The 18279-nt window shown below is 58.5% G+C and carries 17 protein-coding genes; 7 read left to right on the top strand and 10 right to left on the bottom strand.

Annotated elements, in window-relative coordinates:
• Nucleotides 1–17: 17 nt before the first annotated feature.
• A complete protein-coding gene (locus LB569_RS29960; protein ID WP_224695151.1) occupies nucleotides 18–1565 on the bottom strand; it encodes an ABC transporter substrate-binding protein in 1548 nt (515 codons plus the stop codon).
• 127 nt (nucleotides 1566–1692) lie between these two features.
• Complete coding sequence (locus LB569_RS29955) at nucleotides 1693–2361, bottom strand: helix-turn-helix domain-containing protein (RefSeq protein ID WP_224695150.1); 669 nt, start codon at nucleotides 2359–2361, stop codon at nucleotides 1693–1695.
• Nucleotides 2362–2508: 147 nt separating this feature from the next.
• On the opposite strand from LB569_RS29955, the gene LB569_RS29950 reads away from it, so the two are divergent.
• On the top strand, nucleotides 2509–3645 hold the full coding sequence (locus LB569_RS29950) for an NAD(P)/FAD-dependent oxidoreductase (RefSeq protein ID WP_224695149.1): 1137 nt from the start codon (nucleotides 2509–2511) through the stop codon (nucleotides 3643–3645).
• A 483-nt stretch (nucleotides 3646–4128) separates the two neighbouring features.
• Here the strand turns inward: LB569_RS29950 and LB569_RS29945 are convergent, their stop codons facing one another.
• The 3 genes from LB569_RS29945 to LB569_RS29935 all read right to left on the bottom strand — a co-directional run bounded on the left by LB569_RS29945 (nucleotide 4129) and on the right by LB569_RS29935 (nucleotide 6340).
• Nucleotides 4129–4584, bottom strand: a complete 456-nt coding sequence (locus tag LB569_RS29945) for a MucR family transcriptional regulator (protein ID WP_224695148.1) — start codon at nucleotides 4582–4584, stop codon at nucleotides 4129–4131.
• Between the two features lie 384 nt (nucleotides 4585–4968).
• Entirely contained in the window at nucleotides 4969–5556 is a 588-nt protein-coding gene (locus tag LB569_RS29940) for a hypothetical protein (protein ID WP_224695147.1), read from the bottom strand.
• A gap of 10 nt (nucleotides 5557–5566) precedes the next feature.
• Nucleotides 5567–6340, bottom strand: coding sequence for an HNH endonuclease (locus LB569_RS29935; protein WP_224695146.1), 774 nt, complete (start codon nucleotides 6338–6340; stop codon nucleotides 5567–5569).
• Nucleotides 6341–6511: 171 nt separating this feature from the next.
• Here LB569_RS29935 and LB569_RS29930 point away from each other — a divergent pair, with 171 nt between their 5' ends.
• Both LB569_RS29930 and LB569_RS29925 read left to right on the top strand, forming a co-directional pair.
• Nucleotides 6512–6988 carry a hypothetical protein gene (locus LB569_RS29930; protein WP_224695145.1) on the top strand — a complete coding sequence of 159 codons (477 nt, stop codon included), beginning with the start codon at nucleotides 6512–6514 and terminating at the stop codon, nucleotides 6986–6988.
• On the top strand, nucleotides 6892–8361 hold the full coding sequence (locus tag LB569_RS29925) for a hypothetical protein (protein ID WP_224695144.1): 1470 nt from the start codon (nucleotides 6892–6894) through the stop codon (nucleotides 8359–8361). Before LB569_RS29930 ends, LB569_RS29925 begins: the two co-directional genes overlap by 97 nt.
• A 564-nt stretch (nucleotides 8362–8925) precedes the next feature.
• On the opposite strand, the gene LB569_RS29920 is transcribed toward LB569_RS29925, so the two are convergent.
• The 3 genes from LB569_RS29920 to LB569_RS29910 form a co-directional block, all read right to left on the bottom strand.
• Nucleotides 8926–9270 carry a hypothetical protein gene (locus LB569_RS29920; RefSeq protein WP_224695143.1) on the bottom strand — a complete coding sequence of 115 codons (345 nt, stop codon included), beginning with the start codon at nucleotides 9268–9270 and terminating at the stop codon, nucleotides 8926–8928.
• 160 nt (nucleotides 9271–9430) lie between these two features.
• On the bottom strand, nucleotides 9431–10690 hold the full coding sequence (locus tag LB569_RS29915; RefSeq protein ID WP_224695142.1) for a DUF5677 domain-containing protein: 1260 nt from the start codon (nucleotides 10688–10690) through the stop codon (nucleotides 9431–9433).
• A 176-nt stretch (nucleotides 10691–10866) separates the two neighbouring features.
• A complete protein-coding gene (locus LB569_RS29910) occupies nucleotides 10867–11514 on the bottom strand; it encodes a hypothetical protein (protein WP_224695141.1) in 648 nt (215 codons plus the stop codon).
• Nucleotides 11515–11678: 164 nt separating this feature from the next.
• On the opposite strand from LB569_RS29910, the gene LB569_RS29905 reads away from it, so the two are divergent.
• Both LB569_RS29905 and LB569_RS31975 read left to right on the top strand, forming a co-directional pair.
• Nucleotides 11679–12278: a hypothetical protein gene (locus tag LB569_RS29905; protein WP_224695140.1), complete on the top strand. Its 600-nt coding sequence runs from the start codon at nucleotides 11679–11681 to the stop codon at nucleotides 12276–12278.
• The gene (locus tag LB569_RS31975) at nucleotides 12160–13476 is read left to right on the top strand and encodes a DUF4209 domain-containing protein (protein WP_318013153.1); all 1317 of its coding nucleotides are present in this window, start codon (nucleotides 12160–12162) and stop codon (nucleotides 13474–13476) included. Before LB569_RS29905 ends, LB569_RS31975 begins: the two co-directional genes overlap by 119 nt.
• A 360-nt stretch (nucleotides 13477–13836) precedes the next feature.
• Here the strand turns inward: LB569_RS31975 and LB569_RS29895 are convergent, their stop codons facing one another.
• Both LB569_RS29895 and LB569_RS29890 read right to left on the bottom strand, forming a co-directional pair.
• Nucleotides 13837–14085, bottom strand: a complete 249-nt coding sequence (locus LB569_RS29895; RefSeq protein WP_224695139.1) for a conjugal transfer protein TraD — start codon at nucleotides 14083–14085, stop codon at nucleotides 13837–13839.
• 1 nt (nucleotide 14086) lies between these two features.
• Complete coding sequence (locus LB569_RS29890) at nucleotides 14087–14425, bottom strand: conjugal transfer protein TraD (RefSeq protein WP_224695138.1); 339 nt, start codon at nucleotides 14423–14425, stop codon at nucleotides 14087–14089.
• A gap of 160 nt (nucleotides 14426–14585) precedes the next feature.
• Between LB569_RS29890 and traA the strand changes: the two genes are divergently transcribed.
• Together traA and LB569_RS29880 are read left to right on the top strand one after the other, a co-directional pair.
• Nucleotides 14586–17633: a Ti-type conjugative transfer relaxase TraA gene (gene traA / locus LB569_RS29885; protein ID WP_224695137.1), complete on the top strand. Its 3048-nt coding sequence runs from the start codon at nucleotides 14586–14588 to the stop codon at nucleotides 17631–17633.
• 128 nt (nucleotides 17634–17761) lie between these two features.
• Entirely contained in the window at nucleotides 17762–17977 is a 216-nt protein-coding gene (locus tag LB569_RS29880; protein WP_224695136.1) for a helix-turn-helix transcriptional regulator, read from the top strand.
• The last annotated feature ends 302 nt before the right edge of the window (nucleotides 17978–18279 follow it).

Below are 18279 nucleotides of genomic sequence, written 5' to 3'. Positions count from 1 at the left end.
CCTTCGGCGCCGATTTCTTATTCGGACTTCGACATATCGGCGATGTTGTAGACTTGGATCAGCATGGGATTGTAGACATATCCCCTCACCGAGGATCGCATGGCGAAGATGTCGTTCTTCTGGAACAGCAGAACGTATGGTGCATCCTCATTGGTGATTTTCTGCGCGTCGATATAGAGCTGCTCACGCTTCTTCTGATCGACTGTCCCGAGCGCCTGGGTGATCAGATCGGTCACTTTCGGGTTTTCATAAAAAGCTCGGTTGCCTGGCGCCCCCATCTTGGTCGGATCGAACCAGATGTTCATGAACATAAACGGATCGGCGAAATCAGGCGTCCAGGCGCCAGTTGCGATGTCGTAGTCGCCCTTGGCAACCAGCTCGCGCTTGGTCGTGTCGGCGACGTTCTTCATGTCCAGCGTGACGCCGATTTCGGCGAGCGAAGCCTGCAGCGCAAGACCCACCGGCTCCCAGGCGGAGTCCGCCTGCGAATAGGTGTAGCTGATGTGCAGATTGGAAACGCCAGCCTCGGAAAGCAGCTGTTTGGCCTTCTCCAGATCGTAGGTGTACTGCATGCCCTGCGGGTCATGGCCCCACATGCCGTCCGGGACCGCCCCGCGCATCTGTTCAGCCTGGCCCAGCATTATGCCATCGACCAGCCCCTTGTAGTCGGCGGCATAGGAAATGGCCTGACGGACCTTCGGATTGTCGAAGGGCGCCTTCTTGTTGTTCAGATAGAGGTAAATGACATAGAGGCTGGGATTGCTCTCGATGGCCACCCCCGCGCTCGCCTTCATCGCCTCGGCCTGATCGACCGGAACCTGGTCGATGAGATCGGCGTCGCCGTTCTCCAGCTGCAAGCGGCGCGATGACATCTCGCGCACGATCTTGAAGATGACCTGCTTGAATACCGGCGCCTTGCCAGAATAATGCGGATTGGGATCTAGTGTGATCTGCTGGTTGCGCTCCCAAGACGAGATCTTGAAGGCGCCGCTGCCGGCGGTGTGCTCGGCAAGCCAGGCTTTGGCGTCGTCGCCGTTGACCGCGTGCGCTTGCGCCTTCGGATTGACGATCGAGCCGGCCGACGTGGCGAGCGCCGACAGGAACGGCGCAAATGGCGCCGACAGTTCGAATTTTACGGTTTGCGGGTCGACGACGACAACATCCTTGACGGTCGGGAACATGTCGCCAGGGCCAGCTGCCAGCTTCCTGACGCGGTCGAATGAATATTTGACGGCCGCGGCATCGACCGGCGAGCCATCGTCGAACATGTGTCCCGACGCCAGTTTGAACGTCCAGCTGAGATTGTCGGGCGCAGTGGTCCAGCTCTCGGCAAGCTCGGGAATGACGTCGGTCTTGGTGCCGTCGTACTTCACCAGACGTTCGTAGGCCGGAAAGATCAGCGTATAGCCGTTGTTGGAGACCTCCACACCTGGGTCGGCGGTGGGCGGATCCTCGGCCTTGTCGATAACCAGAACATCCTTGTCGGTGGCCCAGCCCGGTGCGGTGTGGGCGAAGACGGCCAGCGCGGCAAATGCCGCAAGGGTCGGCAGGCGACGTAACAACATGATGCGCTCCCCTCGAGCTTGTGTTTTGCACCTCGACGGGATGGCCCGAAGGATGCATTTCGCACACGCTAACATCCGCATTCGGGATGGCAAGCCGATTTTTCGGATAGGAAAGATATTTTTCTAATTAGCCAAGTGTCATTTCAGCTTCGCGGGGCTGCTGGCCGTCATCGAGCCGCATGCCTTGGACGCCCTTGATCAATGTCTGCTCCGATTGGCCGGAGGCCGATGTGCACACGCATAGGATCCGGGCAGGCTTGTCGCCGACGCTGACATAGGCGTGCCCCATGGTGCTTTCGAAATAAACCGACTCTCCGGTCTTCAACCTCAGTGTTTCATAGACATCGGTATGCAGTTCGACTTCGCCTTCAAGAACGTATGTGAACTCCTGACCGGGGTGACGGATCAGTTCGCCGAAGGTGTCGATGCTCTGCTGGGCGATTGCTCCCAGCATCGGGATCATCTCCTTGCGCGACAGGTCGGTGCATAGAAAACGGTAGACATAATTGGGGGTTTCGACGATCCGGCCGTCCTCGAGCCGGCTTACCGCCCGCGCGCCGTGAGCTATGGGAGATGCGCTGGCCTTCCTGACGCCGAAGAGTTCAGTTATGTCGACCTTCAGCCCTTGGGCAAGCTGAAGCAGCTTGTCATAAGTCAGCGACATCTGATTGTTCTCGACTTTCGACAAGGTCGAGATGGCCAGGCCCGACATCTGGCTGACCTGCGTCAGCGTCAAGCCTCGTTCCCGCCGCAGCTCCTTGAGGCATTCCCCCAAACTTGGCTTCGAATCGCTCATGGCGCACCCCTTTTTGACGTTGGCCGCACTTTAGGGTTGAGACCGGGCAAAGTCGACTCGCAGGCGATGACGCATTTATCATAGGCAAGATATTTGACCGATCGGAAATACTCTGCTTGGTTGCCGGCGCTTGGTTTGAGAGTGGCAATGCAGGACGTTCTTATCATCGGCGGCGGCATGGCTGGCGCTTCGGCGGCCTTCTTCCTGGCGTCTGGTCGTCGGGTGACCGTGCTTGAAGCCGAAGCCCATTGCGGCATGCACACGACAGGACGTTCCGCCGCCCTCTTCATCGAGGGCTACGGGAACGCCGCCATCCGCGCCTTCACCCGCGCCAGCCGCCAGTTCTTCCTTGAACCGCCCTCCGGCTTCTGTGATGTCCCTTTGCTGACACCTCGCGGCGTGATGGTCATCGGCACGGACGCGCAAAGGCCAAAACTGCAGGCGCTGTTTGCCGAGACGGCCACGGAATCGGCGGCGCCCTTGGACTGGCTTGACACCGACGCTTCCCGATCGGTCGTTCCAATCCTGCGACCTGATTACATCGGGTCTGCGTATCTCGATCACTCGGCGATGGACATCGATGTCGACGCTCTTCACCAGGGCTTTTTGCGGGGCGCACGCCGTCAGGGCGCGCGGATCGTCACCAATGCACGGGTCGAGGCGATCGAGCGTGTCGGCGGCGCCTGGATTGTGACGACCCCGGTCGGCGTCTTTGACGCACGTGTCCTTGTCGACGCCGCCGGCGCCTGGGCGGACCAGGTGGCTGCCATGGCCGGCGCCACGCCGCTTGGGCTGGTGCCGAAACGACGAACCGCGATGCTTGTCGATGCGCCGCCCGGCGTCAACGCCAGGGATTGGCCAGGCGTGATCGATGTCGACGAGATGTTCTATTTCAAACCATCTTCGGGAATGCTGTTGCTTTCGCCAGCCGACGAGACGCCAAGCGAAGCTGGCGATGCGCAGCCCGAAGAGATCGACATCGCTATCGCGGTCGATCGCATTCAACAGGCCGCTGACCTGCCGGTAACGCGCATCTCACGCAGTTGGGCCGGATTGCGGTCATTCTTTGCCGACAAGACGCCGGCCGTCGGATGGGATAGCCAAGTTGAAGGGTTCTTCTGGCTGGCCGGACAAGGCGGCTACGGCATCCAGACCGCTCCCGCGCTCGGTCAGCTGACCGCAGGGCTGGTGGCCGCGAGCGCCGTGCCTGACACATTTGCTGTCGAAGGCGCCGACCCCGACATTTTGTCACCCGTGCGCCTTCGAGGATCAATTTCCGAATGACAATAGACGCCGCCATGTTGCCGGACACAATACCGCGATCGGGTTTTGTCAAGCCTGCTTCTCTGGAGCCGAAGCCGATTGACCGCGGTCTACCATCAACAATCAGCATTACATTGACATTCCATCGGGAAACTCTTCGACCTGCCAAAGCGATGCGGGGCTTGGTCGAAACAGTCACCGTGTTTCGAGAACCCATCCAGGGTCGGAGGTATAACAGCTGAAATCGCTGGGCGACTAACGAACTCTTAGGCGAGGGTGCATCCCCCACTGCATCAAAGCAGGGGGAGCGATGGTAGCGGGAGACCGCTACATAGCGATACCCACTATCGAGGAAGCACTCTTCTACTATCGGCGACTTTCAGTCGAGAATGTAAACGCTGAAGAGCGCCTGGGATAAGATAGTGTGCCCTGGCACGTGGCCGGTGGGTCGTTTTGGTCGAAAAACCAGAGCGTCCTAGGTGGACGCTCCAGAACTTGTCGCCACTAGGCTCTGGACTTGCGCTTGGCAGGAACTTTTTTAGCAGAGACAGGTTGCGGTTTGCGTCCTAGCCCCGCCGCCTTCGCAAGCGTTGATCTTTGAGCCGCGTAATTCGGCGCAACCATCGGGTAATCCTGCTTCAATCCCCATTTCTCGCGATATTCGTCCGGAGAGAGTCCGTAGTGTACCGAGAGATGCCGTTTCAGCGATTTGAATTTCTTCCCGTCTTCGAGGCAGATGATGTAGTCCGGAGCTACCGACCGTTTCGGATTGATGGCTGGCTCCTGTTTCGGCAGCTCGGCCACATTCGGCTGGCCAAGGCCTGTCAGTGACGAATGAATCGACGCGATGAGATCTGGCAACCCAGCAACGGGTAGTGGATTTTGGCTTACATAGGCAGAGACAATGTCTGCAGTCAGCCCGACGAGATCGGCCGTTTGGGCTTCGTTTTGATCGCTCAAGTATCAGCTCCTACGATAGGGATAAAGCTCGCCCCACGCATCTATCGTATACCGCAATTTTGAGCGACGCCGAGAGAAATTCCACCAGCGGATACTGTTAGATGGCCGTCACCGAGACCAAGCCACAGAGCGCATCCAATTCGCCTGGGGGTTCTTGGAAGCTTTAGAACTTTTTGGGTCGCGCGTCATACCGAATTGCGGGTGCTCGCGGACAAAGCAGGATAATAGCTTCGGTTTTTAGGATGATTGGGGAGCCAACAGCTTACGGTGGAGCCTCCAATGTCCGCGTCCGGATCGGCAGCCGGCACTCTGACGCCAGATGCCACGTCGCGCTGCTCTAGACTAGGGTTCCGATGAAAGCGTGAAAGACCCTGTTTGAGGTCTTTATTTTGCTGGGAGGGTTGCTGGAGTCCAGGCGTTTTCCACGGGCGGCAACGTATCTAACTCACCAGGTCCTTCTTCTGATCGAAGCGCGGAGATGGTGGGGAAGAAAGCTATTGACGTCAGGAGGGCAGACAGAGTGTTGGGCGGATCATCTGGCGAAAAAGCGCCATCAATAATGCGATCCAACCGATCATCCCCGATTACCGTCACTTCGAATGTTTCGGACGGCGACTGATGAGAGATGACAATCCTGTGTGAGACGAAAGCTTCGTTATCCGTCGGGATGTTCGATTCAGCGATGTCGGGTGTTATGATAACCCTATCGTTCTTCTGAGTTAGTACAGACAATTCGACGTGATGGGCGGTAGCGTTGCCCCTGTTCTCAAATCGATAAATGGTCTTGAACGGCTTCCGTTCTATCCCCTCCAGATGACCTACCAGCCGCGGTTTGAAATAGAGCCCCCATAGCACCGGACTTGATACGACCAGCTGGAGCCCGCTCATCAGCAGAGCAACAGTTGCGATGGTTGTCGCGGCGTCAAAAGGCCAGTTCAGACGTGGGCGATCGGCAAACATTTTCTTAGCCAACGAGTTGCTCCTACCGCATCGTCCTGGGCGCCAGTCGACGCATCGGAATGTTTTTATCCCATCCGTACCTGCCGTATCGCACTGTCAACGTCGGAGTGAGCCTGATTTCGTGATAGCGGGTAATCGTCGGCGGGCGGGCTTTGGGCGCTGCGGCTTTGGTCGGCGCCTTTGCAGCAGCTGGCTTCTTAGCCGGGGCCTCGGTCCAACCAGGCCTCGATGGCTTGGCGGCCTTCGCAGCAGCAGGCTTTGGATACGCCTTAGTGCTTGGTGCGCGCGGACCTCCATTCGCCAGGATGTCGGGGGCGCGCTTGATGATCCTCTGGCCGCGTTCGATCATTTCAAGCCGATCAAGCCTATCGCGAGCTTCCTCGAATCCCTCTACGAGAGCATCCATCAGCTCGGGGGGAAGCTTAATTTCCTGTCCTGCCTTCAACACTACGCCCAGCGCCAATCCAAGTTTTTTCTTCGAAATACCCTGTTTTTCCTGCATTGCTGCAAACCCAGCCCTCGCCTTAGCTCGTTCCAACTGCAACTGAATGAGGGGGGTCGGCTCGAAAACCTTGGCCTTCTTCTTGTTGTTGCACGGTCCGCAGGAGGGCATCCAGTTTTCGTAACTATTGATTTCGAAGGTTTCCGGAAGCCCGAACATTTTCAGGGCTTTGGCGAACTCATCTGGGTTTTCCAGGAGCGTTTCGGGGATGATGTGGTCGACCTGCATCGATTGAAAGTCGACAGGGCGCGTGCAAATATAGCACTTCTCGCCATGTGCGGTGTAAACGGCCAATCGCTCGGCTGGTCAAAATCCCCGCTTTGCCACAAGTCCCCCAAAGCTATTGGCGGACTATGAACTTAGCGATTGCGATTTTCAACTTCGCGATCATTACTACAGGCACAGGCCTAGAACCGGCCAGGCACATCCCTCAAAGTTCACCGATAGACCGTCAGGAGCGGCGCAATGTCAACTCAGCTCGTCCGGGACCAAATCGCCGCGTTCCTCAAAACCGAAACACCGGAGGTGCTGTGCATTCGCGGGCGCTGGGGAACCGGCAAAACCTACAACTGGCAGACGACAATAAAGCAGCTGAAGGGCAAAGCTGAAACGGTCGCCCTGAGCCAGTATGCCTACGTGTCCCTATTTGGCGTTGGCTCCATCAACCAGATCAAAGCCGCCATCCTTCAGAACACGGTAACCCGCGACAAGATAGGTGACTTCATCACATCGGAGAGTATTAGCGCCGCCCTTTCTAAAGGGGAGAAGGCTCTCAAGTCTGGGTTTCTGAAACTTTTGCGATGGGTGGCGAGAGCCTTTTCGATGCAGCCGTCTCTGGGTTGGCGATGCTGTCAACGAAGGAGATCATCTGTTTTGATGATTTGGAGAGGAAGGCCGACGGAATTACTGCTGGCGACGTTCTGGGCTTCATTTCCTACCTGAAGGAGGAGCGCAGCTGCAAAGTCGTCCTACTGCTGAATGATGAGGCGCTGGACGGAGCGGATAAGGTTCAGTTCACGTCTTATTTGGAGAAAGTTGTCGACATCAATCTGCGGTTTGCGCCGACACCGACTGAGGGCGCCAAGATTGCCATGGACGGAGTCCAAGGCACGGACGCCTTGAAGGCAATTGTCAGCGAGCGCACGGTGAAGCTGGGCATCGACAACGTTCGCGTCATCCGCAAAATCTTTCGGCTGGTGGTGCTCATTCAGCCGCTGTTGAAAGCCCACAAGCCCGGTGTCCTAAGAAGCGTGGTGAACTCGCTGGTCCTATTCGGATGGTGTCATTTTCAACCCGAGCTCGCGCCATCGATGGAATTTGTCAGGCAAAGGGGTATCTACGAAACCTCAGCGGAACGTCAAAAGAAGAAAGAAGATCCGGTCGCCGAGAAGTGGTCCCAGGAACTCCACAGCTATGGGTACGGGCATACCGACGAATTCGACCTAGTGTTGATGCAGGGCGTCGTGGACGGCTATTTCGAACAGGGCACGATTGATGCCCACGCAACCGAACTGAATGTGCGGGAGCAAGCTGCAGAAGCGCGCCACGAGCTGGATGCAGTCTGGGACAGATTCCATTATTCCTTCCAGGAATCCCAGGATGAGATACTAGGCGCATTCTACAACTGCTTCATGAAAAACGCGGAGTTCTATAACCTCGGCACTGTAATGGCACTCATCGGCCTATTCCGCGAGTTGGAGGCTCGCGAAAGGGCCGACAAGATGTTCGACCGGTTTGTTGAAACCCATAAGGGAATTCCCGGATCGTTCGATTCCAGTAGCATGTACCGTTTCGGCCATGAGATACCGGAAGACATGAGGGCGACGGTTGCCGAGCTGAACGAGGGGGAAGCACCCAACTTCACCGTCGATGAGCTATTTTTCAAACTGGAGGCCGACGGTTTCCATTCAAAGGTTGCCGACCGACTGACGGAGGTTCCGGTGGAAGAATATGTGCGGGTTCTAACCACCTATGTCGGCGAGGACTTAGCTAAGATCAGGAAGGGGCTCACCGCTGATCTGACCATATCCAATCCCAACGACGCAGCTATCCGTGTCATGGACCGCGCCGGAGAGGCGCTACGCATTATCGCCAGCGAAAGCACCTTTAATGCGCGGAGGGCGTTGGGGTGGAGGCTTATCCAGCGGCTTGAAGGGCCAAAGGTCGAAACGGGAGAAGAGGCCGCTGCTTTGACGGTCGAAGCGCCGAACCCTGCGGCAAGGTCATCTAAACCGGCGCGAGCTGAACAGGCGAAGCCTGCGGCTAAGAGAAAGCCGCGAGGAAAAGCCGCCAGCGTGGGTCGATTGCATCGCTGATTACACTTTGCCGCTACGCACTTTGGTGCGACGATAGCCCGCCCGCTTGCCCGTCCAGTAGTGAACCCGATAGGCGCCGCGCCCCGAATGGTTCGGGACATTGAAATGCGTCGATGAAGCTCACGCCGTGCAAATGCGCGGTACGTTGGATCTCTCAGTGTCGGCATGTTCCCCCTCGTGAAAAAGGAACATGCCGGCGGCGCTAGAGTCAATCATTCCATTAGCACCCGTTTGACTAAGCCGCCTGCCTCGCCGGAATCTCGGAATGGGCAGGGAAATCGATGTCGGTGACGTTGTGGCGCAACAGCCACGGTTGGGCAGGCGCATCGGCGATCGCGTCACGCCGCGCGTCCCCAACTAGCCTGCATCCCTATCCGATCCGCGGCGAGAAGGCCAAGGCAGGCCAGACCATGCGCTTTGAGGATGATGTCGTCTGTGTGACGAGGAAACGGATAGAGAGACCGTCCAGGCGCTAGGCCGGATCACGGTCGATCCCTCGTCGGTGGAGTTGGTGAGCGAGTACATACTGCCGATCGATGAGCCGACATAGGACTGTGCAGATCGTTACACCTTCGATTTCCGCCAGCCGGCCCACCACGCGTCCCATTGCGAGCAAAACCAGCGCTCGCCTTTGTTCGGGTTGACGACTGTTTCGTTGTAATATCGCTGGCCTGGCATGTGATAGATTCGCTCGCCGGTTTCCACGCTGATGTTGCCTTTGATGTTGCAGCCGTTCGGAGCGTTTGAATCGCCTTGGTGGTGAACGGTCGGCAGGCGATGCTGATCGCTCTGCGGTGCAAAGTAGGCGGCTCCGGCAACGCCGCATAGCACGACGGGGATTAGCGCTCGCTGTTGCAACAACGAACGCTTACGTCGCCACTGCTGCCCCTTGTGCCCTTGCTGGCCCATTGCCCACTCCCAAAGGGAGAGTGCGACTGCTGGGCCCTGGAGTCCAGACTAGATCATCGACCATTGATGCCCCGCATGGTTTGCGGATCGCCAGCACGGTCTGCCGCTTCAATTCGGCGGCGCTGTCTTTTGTGATCTGAGCTCCGCCTTGGGGACGTCGCTACCCCTGCCCCTTAGCAGGTGCCTTCTTTTCTGAGAACAATCGTTCATCTTCGGCAAGCTTGTGCTGTGCAGCAAGGAGCGCATCACCGATCTCATCTGCAAGCCGCTGCATGATCTTGACGGCGACAATGCTATCGACATTTGGATTTTGCCTCATGAGCACGCTTGATATCTGGTTCAAGGAAAGCGCGGTGGCATGTCCGGGATCGGTAAGACCCGCGTTACTCGGCCCGGCGAGCAGGGTTTTGGATTCACCGATAAGCCCAAGCTTGAAAAACACGCCCTTTGGATTTGCGTGAACATTATGGCTCGCCATCTTGTAGTAGGGGCTTAAGTGGTCGATGCCCGCCGCCTCTTGGATATCGGCCATGGTCGGGCCTCTGTCCTTTTTCTTGGGGGCGTTCGGCTTATTCTTTTTTCCGGCATATCCTGCTGCCCACCCAAACTGCCCACCAAAAGCCTCGCCATGGGTCTGCAAGCCGGCTTGATAGGCTTTTTCAATACGATCATATTTCGCGTCAGAAATTGGCTTTTGCCCGAGCTGCTTTTGATACTTGCGGTATTGTATAGCCGCTCCCCGTGCTTCAACGATTTCATGCGCGATATACCGTTCGGCGAGCGCATCACCGTGCTGGCCTATGAGACAGGCGACCGCGGCTGTCTCCTGTAAGGTGCGCCAACGCGCCATGGCACCGTCAGCAAAACCACTCGACATGAGGCAGATAACCTCTTCAGTGACTTGGCATGAACGCGCGTGCAGCCGACGCAACACATCAACAGCTTGAGGATTTGAGCCACCGCCTGCCGCGTGACCATCCTTATTGAAATTGTCACCAAATTCGCGTGCAATGGTAACGAGCATCCGTAGCCGTTCAAAGCCCGCACCCCAACGCTCTTCCAAGCGTTTGCGGAACCCATTCATGTCACGCTGTTGCTGCCGGCGTTCAGCGCCCCACTTCTTTTTCAGGCTCGCAAGGATCGTTTGGGAAACCCCCTCCGAAGCATCGTCGATGATCGCGGGAAGTTTGCTAATCAGTTCATGCGCACGCTCATTCAGCCACGCAAGGTCTTCATCGGTGATTTCGATGCTGGCGTCTTCATGACCGGTATCTAGTTGAATATCGTCCTCGCCTTTCAAGAGCCGGTCAACGAGTTCGTTCAGCCGCCTTTTCGAAAGCTTGATTTTCTGCTCGCCAAGTTTTCTCTCAATCATCTCGACGGCAAGCTGGCGCGGCAGACCGTGAAGCCATTTGTTCATAGCCTCCTGAACCGGTCCCATCGAAGCCCTCCCTTTGCATTTAAATATGTATAGGGTGTAGGGGCCTGCGGCCCCCGACTGTCAAGACCAAGGCGAGCGCCGCAAGAGCGGGCCTTGACAGCCTATCCACTGGCGCTTGCCGAGTACGGTTGCTGTCGCAACCATATTCTGAGGGATCATGTTCCGGGCTGGCGGAAGACCACGACCGCGCCGTGCAGATTTGAAAGCGGCTTTGGTAGCAAGGCCGTAAGCTCCTCATGGCCGCGTGCATAGATTGCCTTAACAATCGGGTGGCGCGACCCGTAGGCCAGGAGTTCATCGGCGTTCGGTGTGGAAGCGAACTCTGCTTCAAGCAGTGCGACCGGATAACGCCCTGCCCACACGGCAAGCTTCGAAAGCGCGTTGGCAACCGGCTCCTCCTGCCCATGCAGGGCAAAGGCCGCTTGCTGAGCCAATCCGACCAAATCGTGTGTGGCCAATTTGCGGTTCAGTTTGCCGCCGGAGATCAGCGAAGGTTCTTTCGCAATCCAGATTCCCTTCAGCAGGGTTTCCAGCGCGTAGCCGTAAAGAAGCTGGGCGGCTGGGTAATTCGGCACGCGGGCTTCTATGTCGGCAATTCCGGTGTCGTTTCCTTCGCTATAGGCCATTGCCGTTGCCTTTTGCGTGGCGGCCTCGTGGGCTTGGAAATAAGCAGCTTCAAACGCATGTTCATGCGTGAGAATGGCTTCTGCACCGTCGCGCAGACGTTGTGCGGTCAGCAGCCAGCTTTCCGGGCTTTGTGCGGCCCTGAAGATATCTTGCTTGAATTTCTTGAGGTCGGGCATGGTTTGGACTTGGTGTTCGAAGTGCTCGAAATCAGTTGCTCAAAAGCGTAGGACGGCTTCCTTGTATCCTTACCATCTTCTCTCCCGAAGTTCATTTTTGGGGCAGTGGCACGACCAAATGCGCTAATTTCACTAGTCACCCGCGAATCACGTCCGGAATATCCATGACCACTGCACTTACTGTACCGGCATCGCTCGAGGCGATTATTCAGCGCTTCGATGCCAAGGAAGAGCTGTTTGACGAGCACGCCATCGGTGGGGAGCTTAAGAAGGCGCGTGGCGCGCTGACCGAACCGTCCGATGCCGAAAATCTTGGAGCTTGGGCGGAAGTGCTCGCATTCGCCCTGGCTACTCGCCATCACGAAAACCCGTGGAACAGCTATTTCGGGCCGATGGGCTCCGGGACGGATGCCGAGGGCAACAAGGCTTATTTTCCCGACATCGCGGGTAGCCCGCCCGAGGTCGTGACGCATTGGGCCGCCCGAGCAAGAGCCCTCAAGCATCGATTTCTAAGGGCGCGCTACGCGGATCTTGTATGGGAAATGAGTGGCCCCATCGCCAATCGCAAGCGCGAAATCGAAGACGCCCGTATCGCAATCGATTGCTACCTCGATGCGATACCCGATATGGCCGATGACCATGCGCATGTTTCCTTTGCGATACGCGCGCTCGATCTCGCCGTTTCGATTTGGCGATACGGAACGCACGGAACAGGCCCGCACAACGTTGATGGATGTTCACCGCGCGCTTATGAAAACGCATAGCCGTATGTGGTGGTACGCGGTCGATCGGCTGCTCGAAGACAAGAAGGCAATGGTTACCGACGCTGAGCGGGCCGAGCTGGTAGCCGATTTGGAAAGCATCATTGCTACGCGTTCCAATAGCGGCGATCCCACGCAGTTCGACCCGCACGAGGCGCAGGGCGCCGCCGAGCGGCTGATCCCTTACTACCGCCGCGTCGGCAAACACGGTGACGCCCGCCGTCTCCATCAGGCGGTCGGTGAATCATTCGAGCACTTCGCCAGCAATGCTGATCCCATGCTTGCAGCCGCGCTCCTGCAAACGGCAACGGATGAATACCGAAATGCAGGGCTGAAGGAAGCGCGCGACCGCACCCGCATTCTCATGCAGAAGAAAATCGGCGCGGCAGGTGAAAACCTTCAATCGGTCGAGCACAAGATCGAAATTACCAAGGACGACATGGAGAAGTTCTTGAACCAAGTGGTCGTTGACGATCTTGGCTCAAGCCTTGTGCGTATCACGCGCGAGTTCATGTTGAAGCGTGGCGATCTTCAAGAGCAAGTCCAAAAGACGCTCAAGGAAGCTCCGCTGATGGCGCACATCACGCAAATGATCTATGCCGATGATCGTGTTGCCGCCAAGATTGGCGGCGTGGAGGAAGATTCATTTGGCAGGCTCTTTCATCAAGCCAGATTTGCATTCCAGTTCGAGCAGCTATGGTTGATGCAGGCTTTTCAGCGCTTGTTCGAAAAGCACGCGGTTGTTCCGCAACACTTCGCCGGCTGGGCCAACCGTCACGAGCTTTTCGACGACATGAGCCTCTTGGTCGAAGGAATCAGCGCCTGGGCGCGAGAGGATCATGTGAAAGCCGCGCATGTTCTGGTGCCGCAGGTCGAGCGCGCTTTGCGGAAAATCGCCGATGGTCTCGGCGTGCCGGTCACGAAGGCTCATCCGACGGTTCCGGGGACGAGCGTTGCCATCGGCATGGGCGAAATGTTGTACAACCAAACGGTCGCTGAAGCGCTTGGGCCCGATGCGACCCTTCATTTTCAAGCGCTCTATGCCGATCCACGTGGTATGAATCTCCGCAACGAAATTGCGCATGGCCTGATGGATGGTAATCAGTTCCACTGGCATCTCGGCAACTTGATTATCCACTCGCTCATGATGCTGGGCTTGTGGAAGGAACTCGGCCAGATTGGCAAGAAGCGCGAAGATTGACGATTCCGATTTTTTACACTCGCGGGCGAGCGCGTATTTCTACGCTTGCGGCGAGCGGAATCTCTTCATAGCGGCGCTGCGCGCCAGGTTTTCGCTTGGAGCGGGGATGATAGGGCTCCTCCTCACACCCCCAGCAACAACAAAATCGTCATCCCCCAATTCTTACTTGTTCGGCTCCGCCTCCCGCGCTGCGAACCGGGTGGTCCCCCCTGACGATTTTCTTGTTGCTCCCCCTAAAGCCGGTCTCGCCGACAGGCAGGGGTTCAGACGCTCAATTCGCGCCGAACCCCAAGCCCATAGGAAACAGCCACGAGGACCGACCTCTATCAGCAGATCACCGACCAGATTGATCTATGCGGGCTATGTTCGCTGGCCCATCTGCTCTTCACGCCGTTCACCGTCGAACGCCTGCCTACCCTTGGCAGTCCATAGGTTTCGCGCATTCTCTCCTTCATCGCTTTGCAGCTTGGCGGCGATCCAAAGCAGCGCGCCGTAGACGATGGCGCGATCGTCATTGGTAAGCTCGACGATGCCTGCCTTGACGACGAGCCCGCCGAGTTCAATCAGGTGTCGGGTGCGCTTGCGTCGTTCGACCTGCCACGCGCGCATGTCATTGCGAGTGAGTGCCGCTTGCCGGCGAATGTGAGCTGCCCGGTTGCGCCGAAGCGCCATGCAGCTTGCCTCCAAGTGCCGGAGCAGGTCGCCGGGGCCGGCTCTCGAAAAACGTCACCCCACGCTTGGCCCATGCTTCACGCTTTGCGGTGTCTTTCGTTTCGGCGATTGCGGCCAGCGCGCCGGCCAGTTCGTCGGTGCTGAGTTGATCGGCGCCGGTAGCGATCACGAGTTCGCCAAGCTGCTGCACCTTTCGAGTTTTGAGTTCGCGCGCCTTGTCTTCCAGCGCCTTCAGTTCCGTGTCGAAATCGCGTGGTTTACGCATGGCTATCTCCATCTGACGTCAATGCAGCGATGATAGGGGAGCGGCTGCCGTAAGGCTTCAGGGTTGCCGAGACAGGTGGGGACGGGCTGGTCCATCCCGAGATTTTTTCGAGGGAGGGCGCGCTTATACGTCGTGCCGACGTGCGCTTTGACGTGCAAATGATCTGGTCGCGATGGCGATCTACCATCTTCACGTCAAGGTCATTGGCCGCAAGGCTGGCTCGAGTGCGGTGGCGTCAGCGGCCTATCGCTCTGCCTCGCGGCTGCGCGATGAGCGGATCGAACGCACGCATGACTTCTCCGCCAAACGCAGCGTCGTCCATTCCGAGGTCATGCTGCCGGATGGCGCCCCGGAGACCTGGAGCGACCGCGAACGGCTGTGGAACGACGTCGAGGCCTTCGAGGTGCGCAAGGATGCCCAGCTCGCCCGCGAAGTGGAGTTCGCCCTCCCGCGTGAACTGAGCCAGGCGCAGGGCATCGAATTGGCGCGCGACTTTGTTCAGGCAGAGTTTGTCAGCAAAGGCATGGTCGCCGACCTCAACGTGCATTGGGATAGAGCAGAGGATGGCAGTCCAAAACCGCATGCCCATGTCATGCTCACCATGCGGTCCGTCGACGAGAATGGTTTTGGGTCAAAGGTTCGCGACTGGAATGCTACCCAGCTGGTCGAGCGCTGGCGCGAGCGTTGGGCGGAGCTCGCCAATGAGCGCCTGGCCGAACTCGATATCGATGCCCGCATCGATCATCGCAGTCTGGAAGCGCAGGGCATTGCCCTGGAGCCGCAAACCCAGATTGGTGCACCGGCGCAACGAATGGAGGGCGGCGGCCTCGATGCTGGCGACATTGAAGCAGATCGCGCCGAACTCCATCGCGAGATCGCGCGCAACAATGGTGCGCGCATCGTTGCCGATCCATCCGTGGCGCTGGACGCCATCACGCATCAGCAATCGACCTTCACCCGAAAGGACATTGCGAAGTTCTCGCATCGGCACAGCGATGGCATCGAGCAGTTCAACGAGGTTACGCGAGCCATCAGCAACGCACCCGATCTGGTCGAACTTGGCAAGGACGGGCGCGGCGAAGACCGCTTCACCACTCGGCAGATGATCGAGACCGAACAGCGGCTGCATCGCGCGGCGGAACGCATGGCCGGAGAGGAACGTCATGCGGTGAGTGATCGGGATCGTGTGACTGCTTTGGCGGATGCCAATCGTCATGGCATTGTTCTGTCAGGTGAGCAGGCCGATGCGCTGGATCACATCACCGATGGCCGCGGTCTTGGCGTCGTTGTCGGTTTTGCCGGAACGGGCAAGAGCGCGATGCTGGGTATTGCGCGCCAGGCATGGGCGGCAGCGGGCTATGAAGTCCGAGGCGCCGCACTCTCCGGCATTGCGGCCGAGAATCTTGAAAGCGGATCGGGGATTTTGTCGCGCACCATAGCCAGCATAGAACATAACTGGGGGCAGGGACGCGACCTGCTCACCGCGCGTGATGTTTTGGTCATCGACGAAGCCGGCATGGTCGGCACGCGCCAGTTGGAGCGCGTGCTCTCCCATGCGGCGGACGTCGGCGCAAAGGTCGTTCTTGTTGGCGATCCGCAGCAGTTGCAGGCGATCGAAGCGGGTGCTGCATTCCGTTCCATCCACGAACGTCACGGCGGCGTCGAGATTGGCCAGGTGCGCCGGCAACAAGAGGATTGGCAGCGTGAGGCCACGCGCGATCTTGCAACCGGCAGGATCGGCGCCGCGATCAGCGCTTATGACGCGCGAGGAATGGTGCACCAGGCTGCCTCGCGCCATGAGGCGCGCAGCGAACTCGTCGAGCGCTGGGATCGCGACAGGCAGGCGGACCCAGAGGCAAGCCGCATCATCCTCACTCATACAAACGACGAGGTGCACGCGCTGAACCAAGCCGCGCGCGAGCGCATGCGCGCTGCCGGGGACCTCGGCAACGAGGTTCAGGTGGATGTGGAGCGCGGGGCAAGGAACTTCGCCAGCGGCGATCGGATCATGTTCTTGCGCAACGAGCGTGGTCTCGGCGTCAAGAACGGCACGCTCGGCGTCGTAGAGGAAGTCAGCGCACAAAGCATGAAGGCTCGCACCGACGACGGCAGGTCTGTGCGCTTTGACCTGAAAGACTATGCCCAAATCGACTACGGCTATGCCGCGACCATTCACAAGGCCCAGGGCATGACCGTTGACCGTACGCATGTGCTGGCGACGCCAGGCATGGATGCGCACGGCAGCTACGTTGCCCTATCGCGACATCGCGATGGGATGGACTTGCATTACGGCAGCGATGATTTTGCTGCGCGGGAAAAGCTCGTCCAAACGCTGTCACGTGACCGCGCCAAGGACATGGCGTCGGACTACGATCAGATCGATCCGGCGCAACACTATGCCGAGCGGCGCGGGATCACTTTCCGACAGCGTGTGGTCGAGATCATGCGCCGCGTCGTTCCGGAGAAGCTGCGCGACAGGATCGGCGGACTGCTGGACGGGTTGCGCTCGCCCGGAGACGCCGAGCCTGGCCAGGACCGTGGACGCAGTCCGGGAAGGGAGAATGTTGGAGCGCAAATCACGGAGGTCGGCCGCACGCCAGGAAGAGAAGCTGCCGCCAGGGGAGCGCAGCGCGAGGCGGGCGCTTCGGTGAACTCTGAGGCGGCGTTGCGCAGCGCTCGCACGAAGGCGCTTGTGCGTCACGCGCGCGCGCTCGACGCGATCCTCAGTACTGGAAATGCGGACGGGCAGGGCAGTCCCGAGCAGATGCGCGAATTGCGGGACGCCCGCAGCGCCTTCGAGAAGGTTCGGCCGCATGGCTGGCGCGATGCAGAAGCCGCCTATGTCAAGAGCCCAGAGCTGGTTCGCGAAGCGGGCGCCGGCCGCGTCAACCGCATCGTGCTAGCTCTCCAGCTTGTAACGGAAATCCGCACCGGACTGGACGCCGATCCGAGCCGCCGCGCAGACCGTTTCGTGGAACGCTGGCAAAACCTCGACAAAAGCAGTCAGCGACAATACCAGGTCGGCGACATGTCGGGCTACAAGTCAACCCGCTCGGCGATGTCCGACATGGCCAAGAGCCTCGAACGCGATCCGCAATTGGAATCTCTTCTCGCCAACCGCAAGCGCGAGCTTGGCATCAACATCGATTCCGGCCGCCGCCTCGGCGCGGAACTCGCATTCAGCCATGGCATAGGCAGGGGACGCGGCATCGGGATCTAGACCGTCCGATTTGCCGCCGTTCCCACGTCCAAGATCGATCAGATGACAAATCTGATTGCGCACAAGCCTTGGATTGTCCTGTCTGGCTCCAGCACGTGCCAATGCTGTCAACGAAAGGGAAGGCAGCCATGCCTGAACCTGATCGTATCATTCGCCTCAGGACCGTCCTCGCGCGGACCGGCTTATCCCGCTCAACGATGTACCGCAAAATCGCCGAAGGCACGTTCCCGGCTCAAATCAAGATCAGCGTAAACGGTGCGGGATGGAGGGAATCCGATATCAGCCGGTGGATCGCCGATCCTGTTTCGTGGCGCGCCAAAGCGGGACGGAACAATAGCGACTAAGGGCGATCTATCGGCAGGCACATCGCTGCCATCGGCATAGGTTCACCATTGTCAAATCCAATGACCGATAAGGGGCCGTCTGCTGACTTTCCGGTTCTGGCCGAGAAATTGAGAAAGCCCACATTCGGCCAACGACCCCATTGCTGTCATTGGCGACCAGCGTAGTCTCTGTCTGATATTGGCCCAAAGTGGACATTTCGGGCCGAGCCGTCCGTGGCCGCGATGGGCAGGGCTGTCCGGGGAAAATTATACATATTGGAAGCCCATCTGATTTGGGGAGGTCCACTGGGTTCGGCGGCTTG

It is taken from the genome of Mesorhizobium sp. BH1-1-4, assembly GCF_020165665.1.
In the GTDB taxonomy this organism is placed as follows: domain Bacteria; phylum Pseudomonadota; class Alphaproteobacteria; order Rhizobiales; family Rhizobiaceae; genus Mesorhizobium.
The sequence above is the reverse complement of the archived record's forward strand: the minus strand, read 5'-3'. Positions and strand labels throughout refer to the sequence as shown.

Bases quoted from the DNA above. Each gene is read 5' to 3' on its own strand.
- LB569_RS29925 (WP_224695144.1), top strand. From the start codon at position 6,892: ATGCTGTCAACGAAGGAGATCATCTGTTTTGATGATTTGGAGAGGAAG.
- LB569_RS29880 (WP_224695136.1), top strand. From the start codon at position 17,762: ATGCCTGAACCTGATCGTATCATTCGCCTCAGGACCGTCCTCGCGCGG.
- traA (WP_224695137.1), top strand. From the start codon at position 14,586: ATGGCGATCTACCATCTTCACGTCAAGGTCATTGGCCGCAAGGCTGGC.
- LB569_RS31975 (WP_318013153.1), top strand. From the start codon at position 12,160: ATGTTTCCTTTGCGATACGCGCGCTCGATCTCGCCGTTTCGATTTGGC.
- LB569_RS29895 (WP_224695139.1), bottom strand. From the start codon at position 14,085: ATGCGCGCGTGGCAGGTCGAACGACGCAAGCGCACCCGACACCTGATT.
- LB569_RS29920 (WP_224695143.1), bottom strand. From the start codon at position 9,270: ATGGGCCAGCAAGGGCACAAGGGGCAGCAGTGGCGACGTAAGCGTTCG.
- LB569_RS29960 (WP_224695151.1), bottom strand. From the start codon at position 1,565: ATGTTGTTACGTCGCCTGCCGACCCTTGCGGCATTTGCCGCGCTGGCC.
- LB569_RS29955 (WP_224695150.1), bottom strand. From the start codon at position 2,361: ATGAGCGATTCGAAGCCAAGTTTGGGGGAATGCCTCAAGGAGCTGCGG.
- LB569_RS29930 (WP_224695145.1), top strand. From the start codon at position 6,512: ATGTCAACTCAGCTCGTCCGGGACCAAATCGCCGCGTTCCTCAAAACC.
- LB569_RS29950 (WP_224695149.1), top strand. From the start codon at position 2,509: ATGCAGGACGTTCTTATCATCGGCGGCGGCATGGCTGGCGCTTCGGCG.
- LB569_RS29890 (WP_224695138.1), bottom strand. From the start codon at position 14,425: ATGGAGATAGCCATGCGTAAACCACGCGATTTCGACACGGAACTGAAG.
- LB569_RS29915 (WP_224695142.1), bottom strand. From the start codon at position 10,690: ATGAACAAATGGCTTCACGGTCTGCCGCGCCAGCTTGCCGTCGAGATG.
- LB569_RS29905 (WP_224695140.1), top strand. From the start codon at position 11,679: ATGACCACTGCACTTACTGTACCGGCATCGCTCGAGGCGATTATTCAG.
- LB569_RS29910 (WP_224695141.1), bottom strand. From the start codon at position 11,514: ATGCCCGACCTCAAGAAATTCAAGCAAGATATCTTCAGGGCCGCACAA.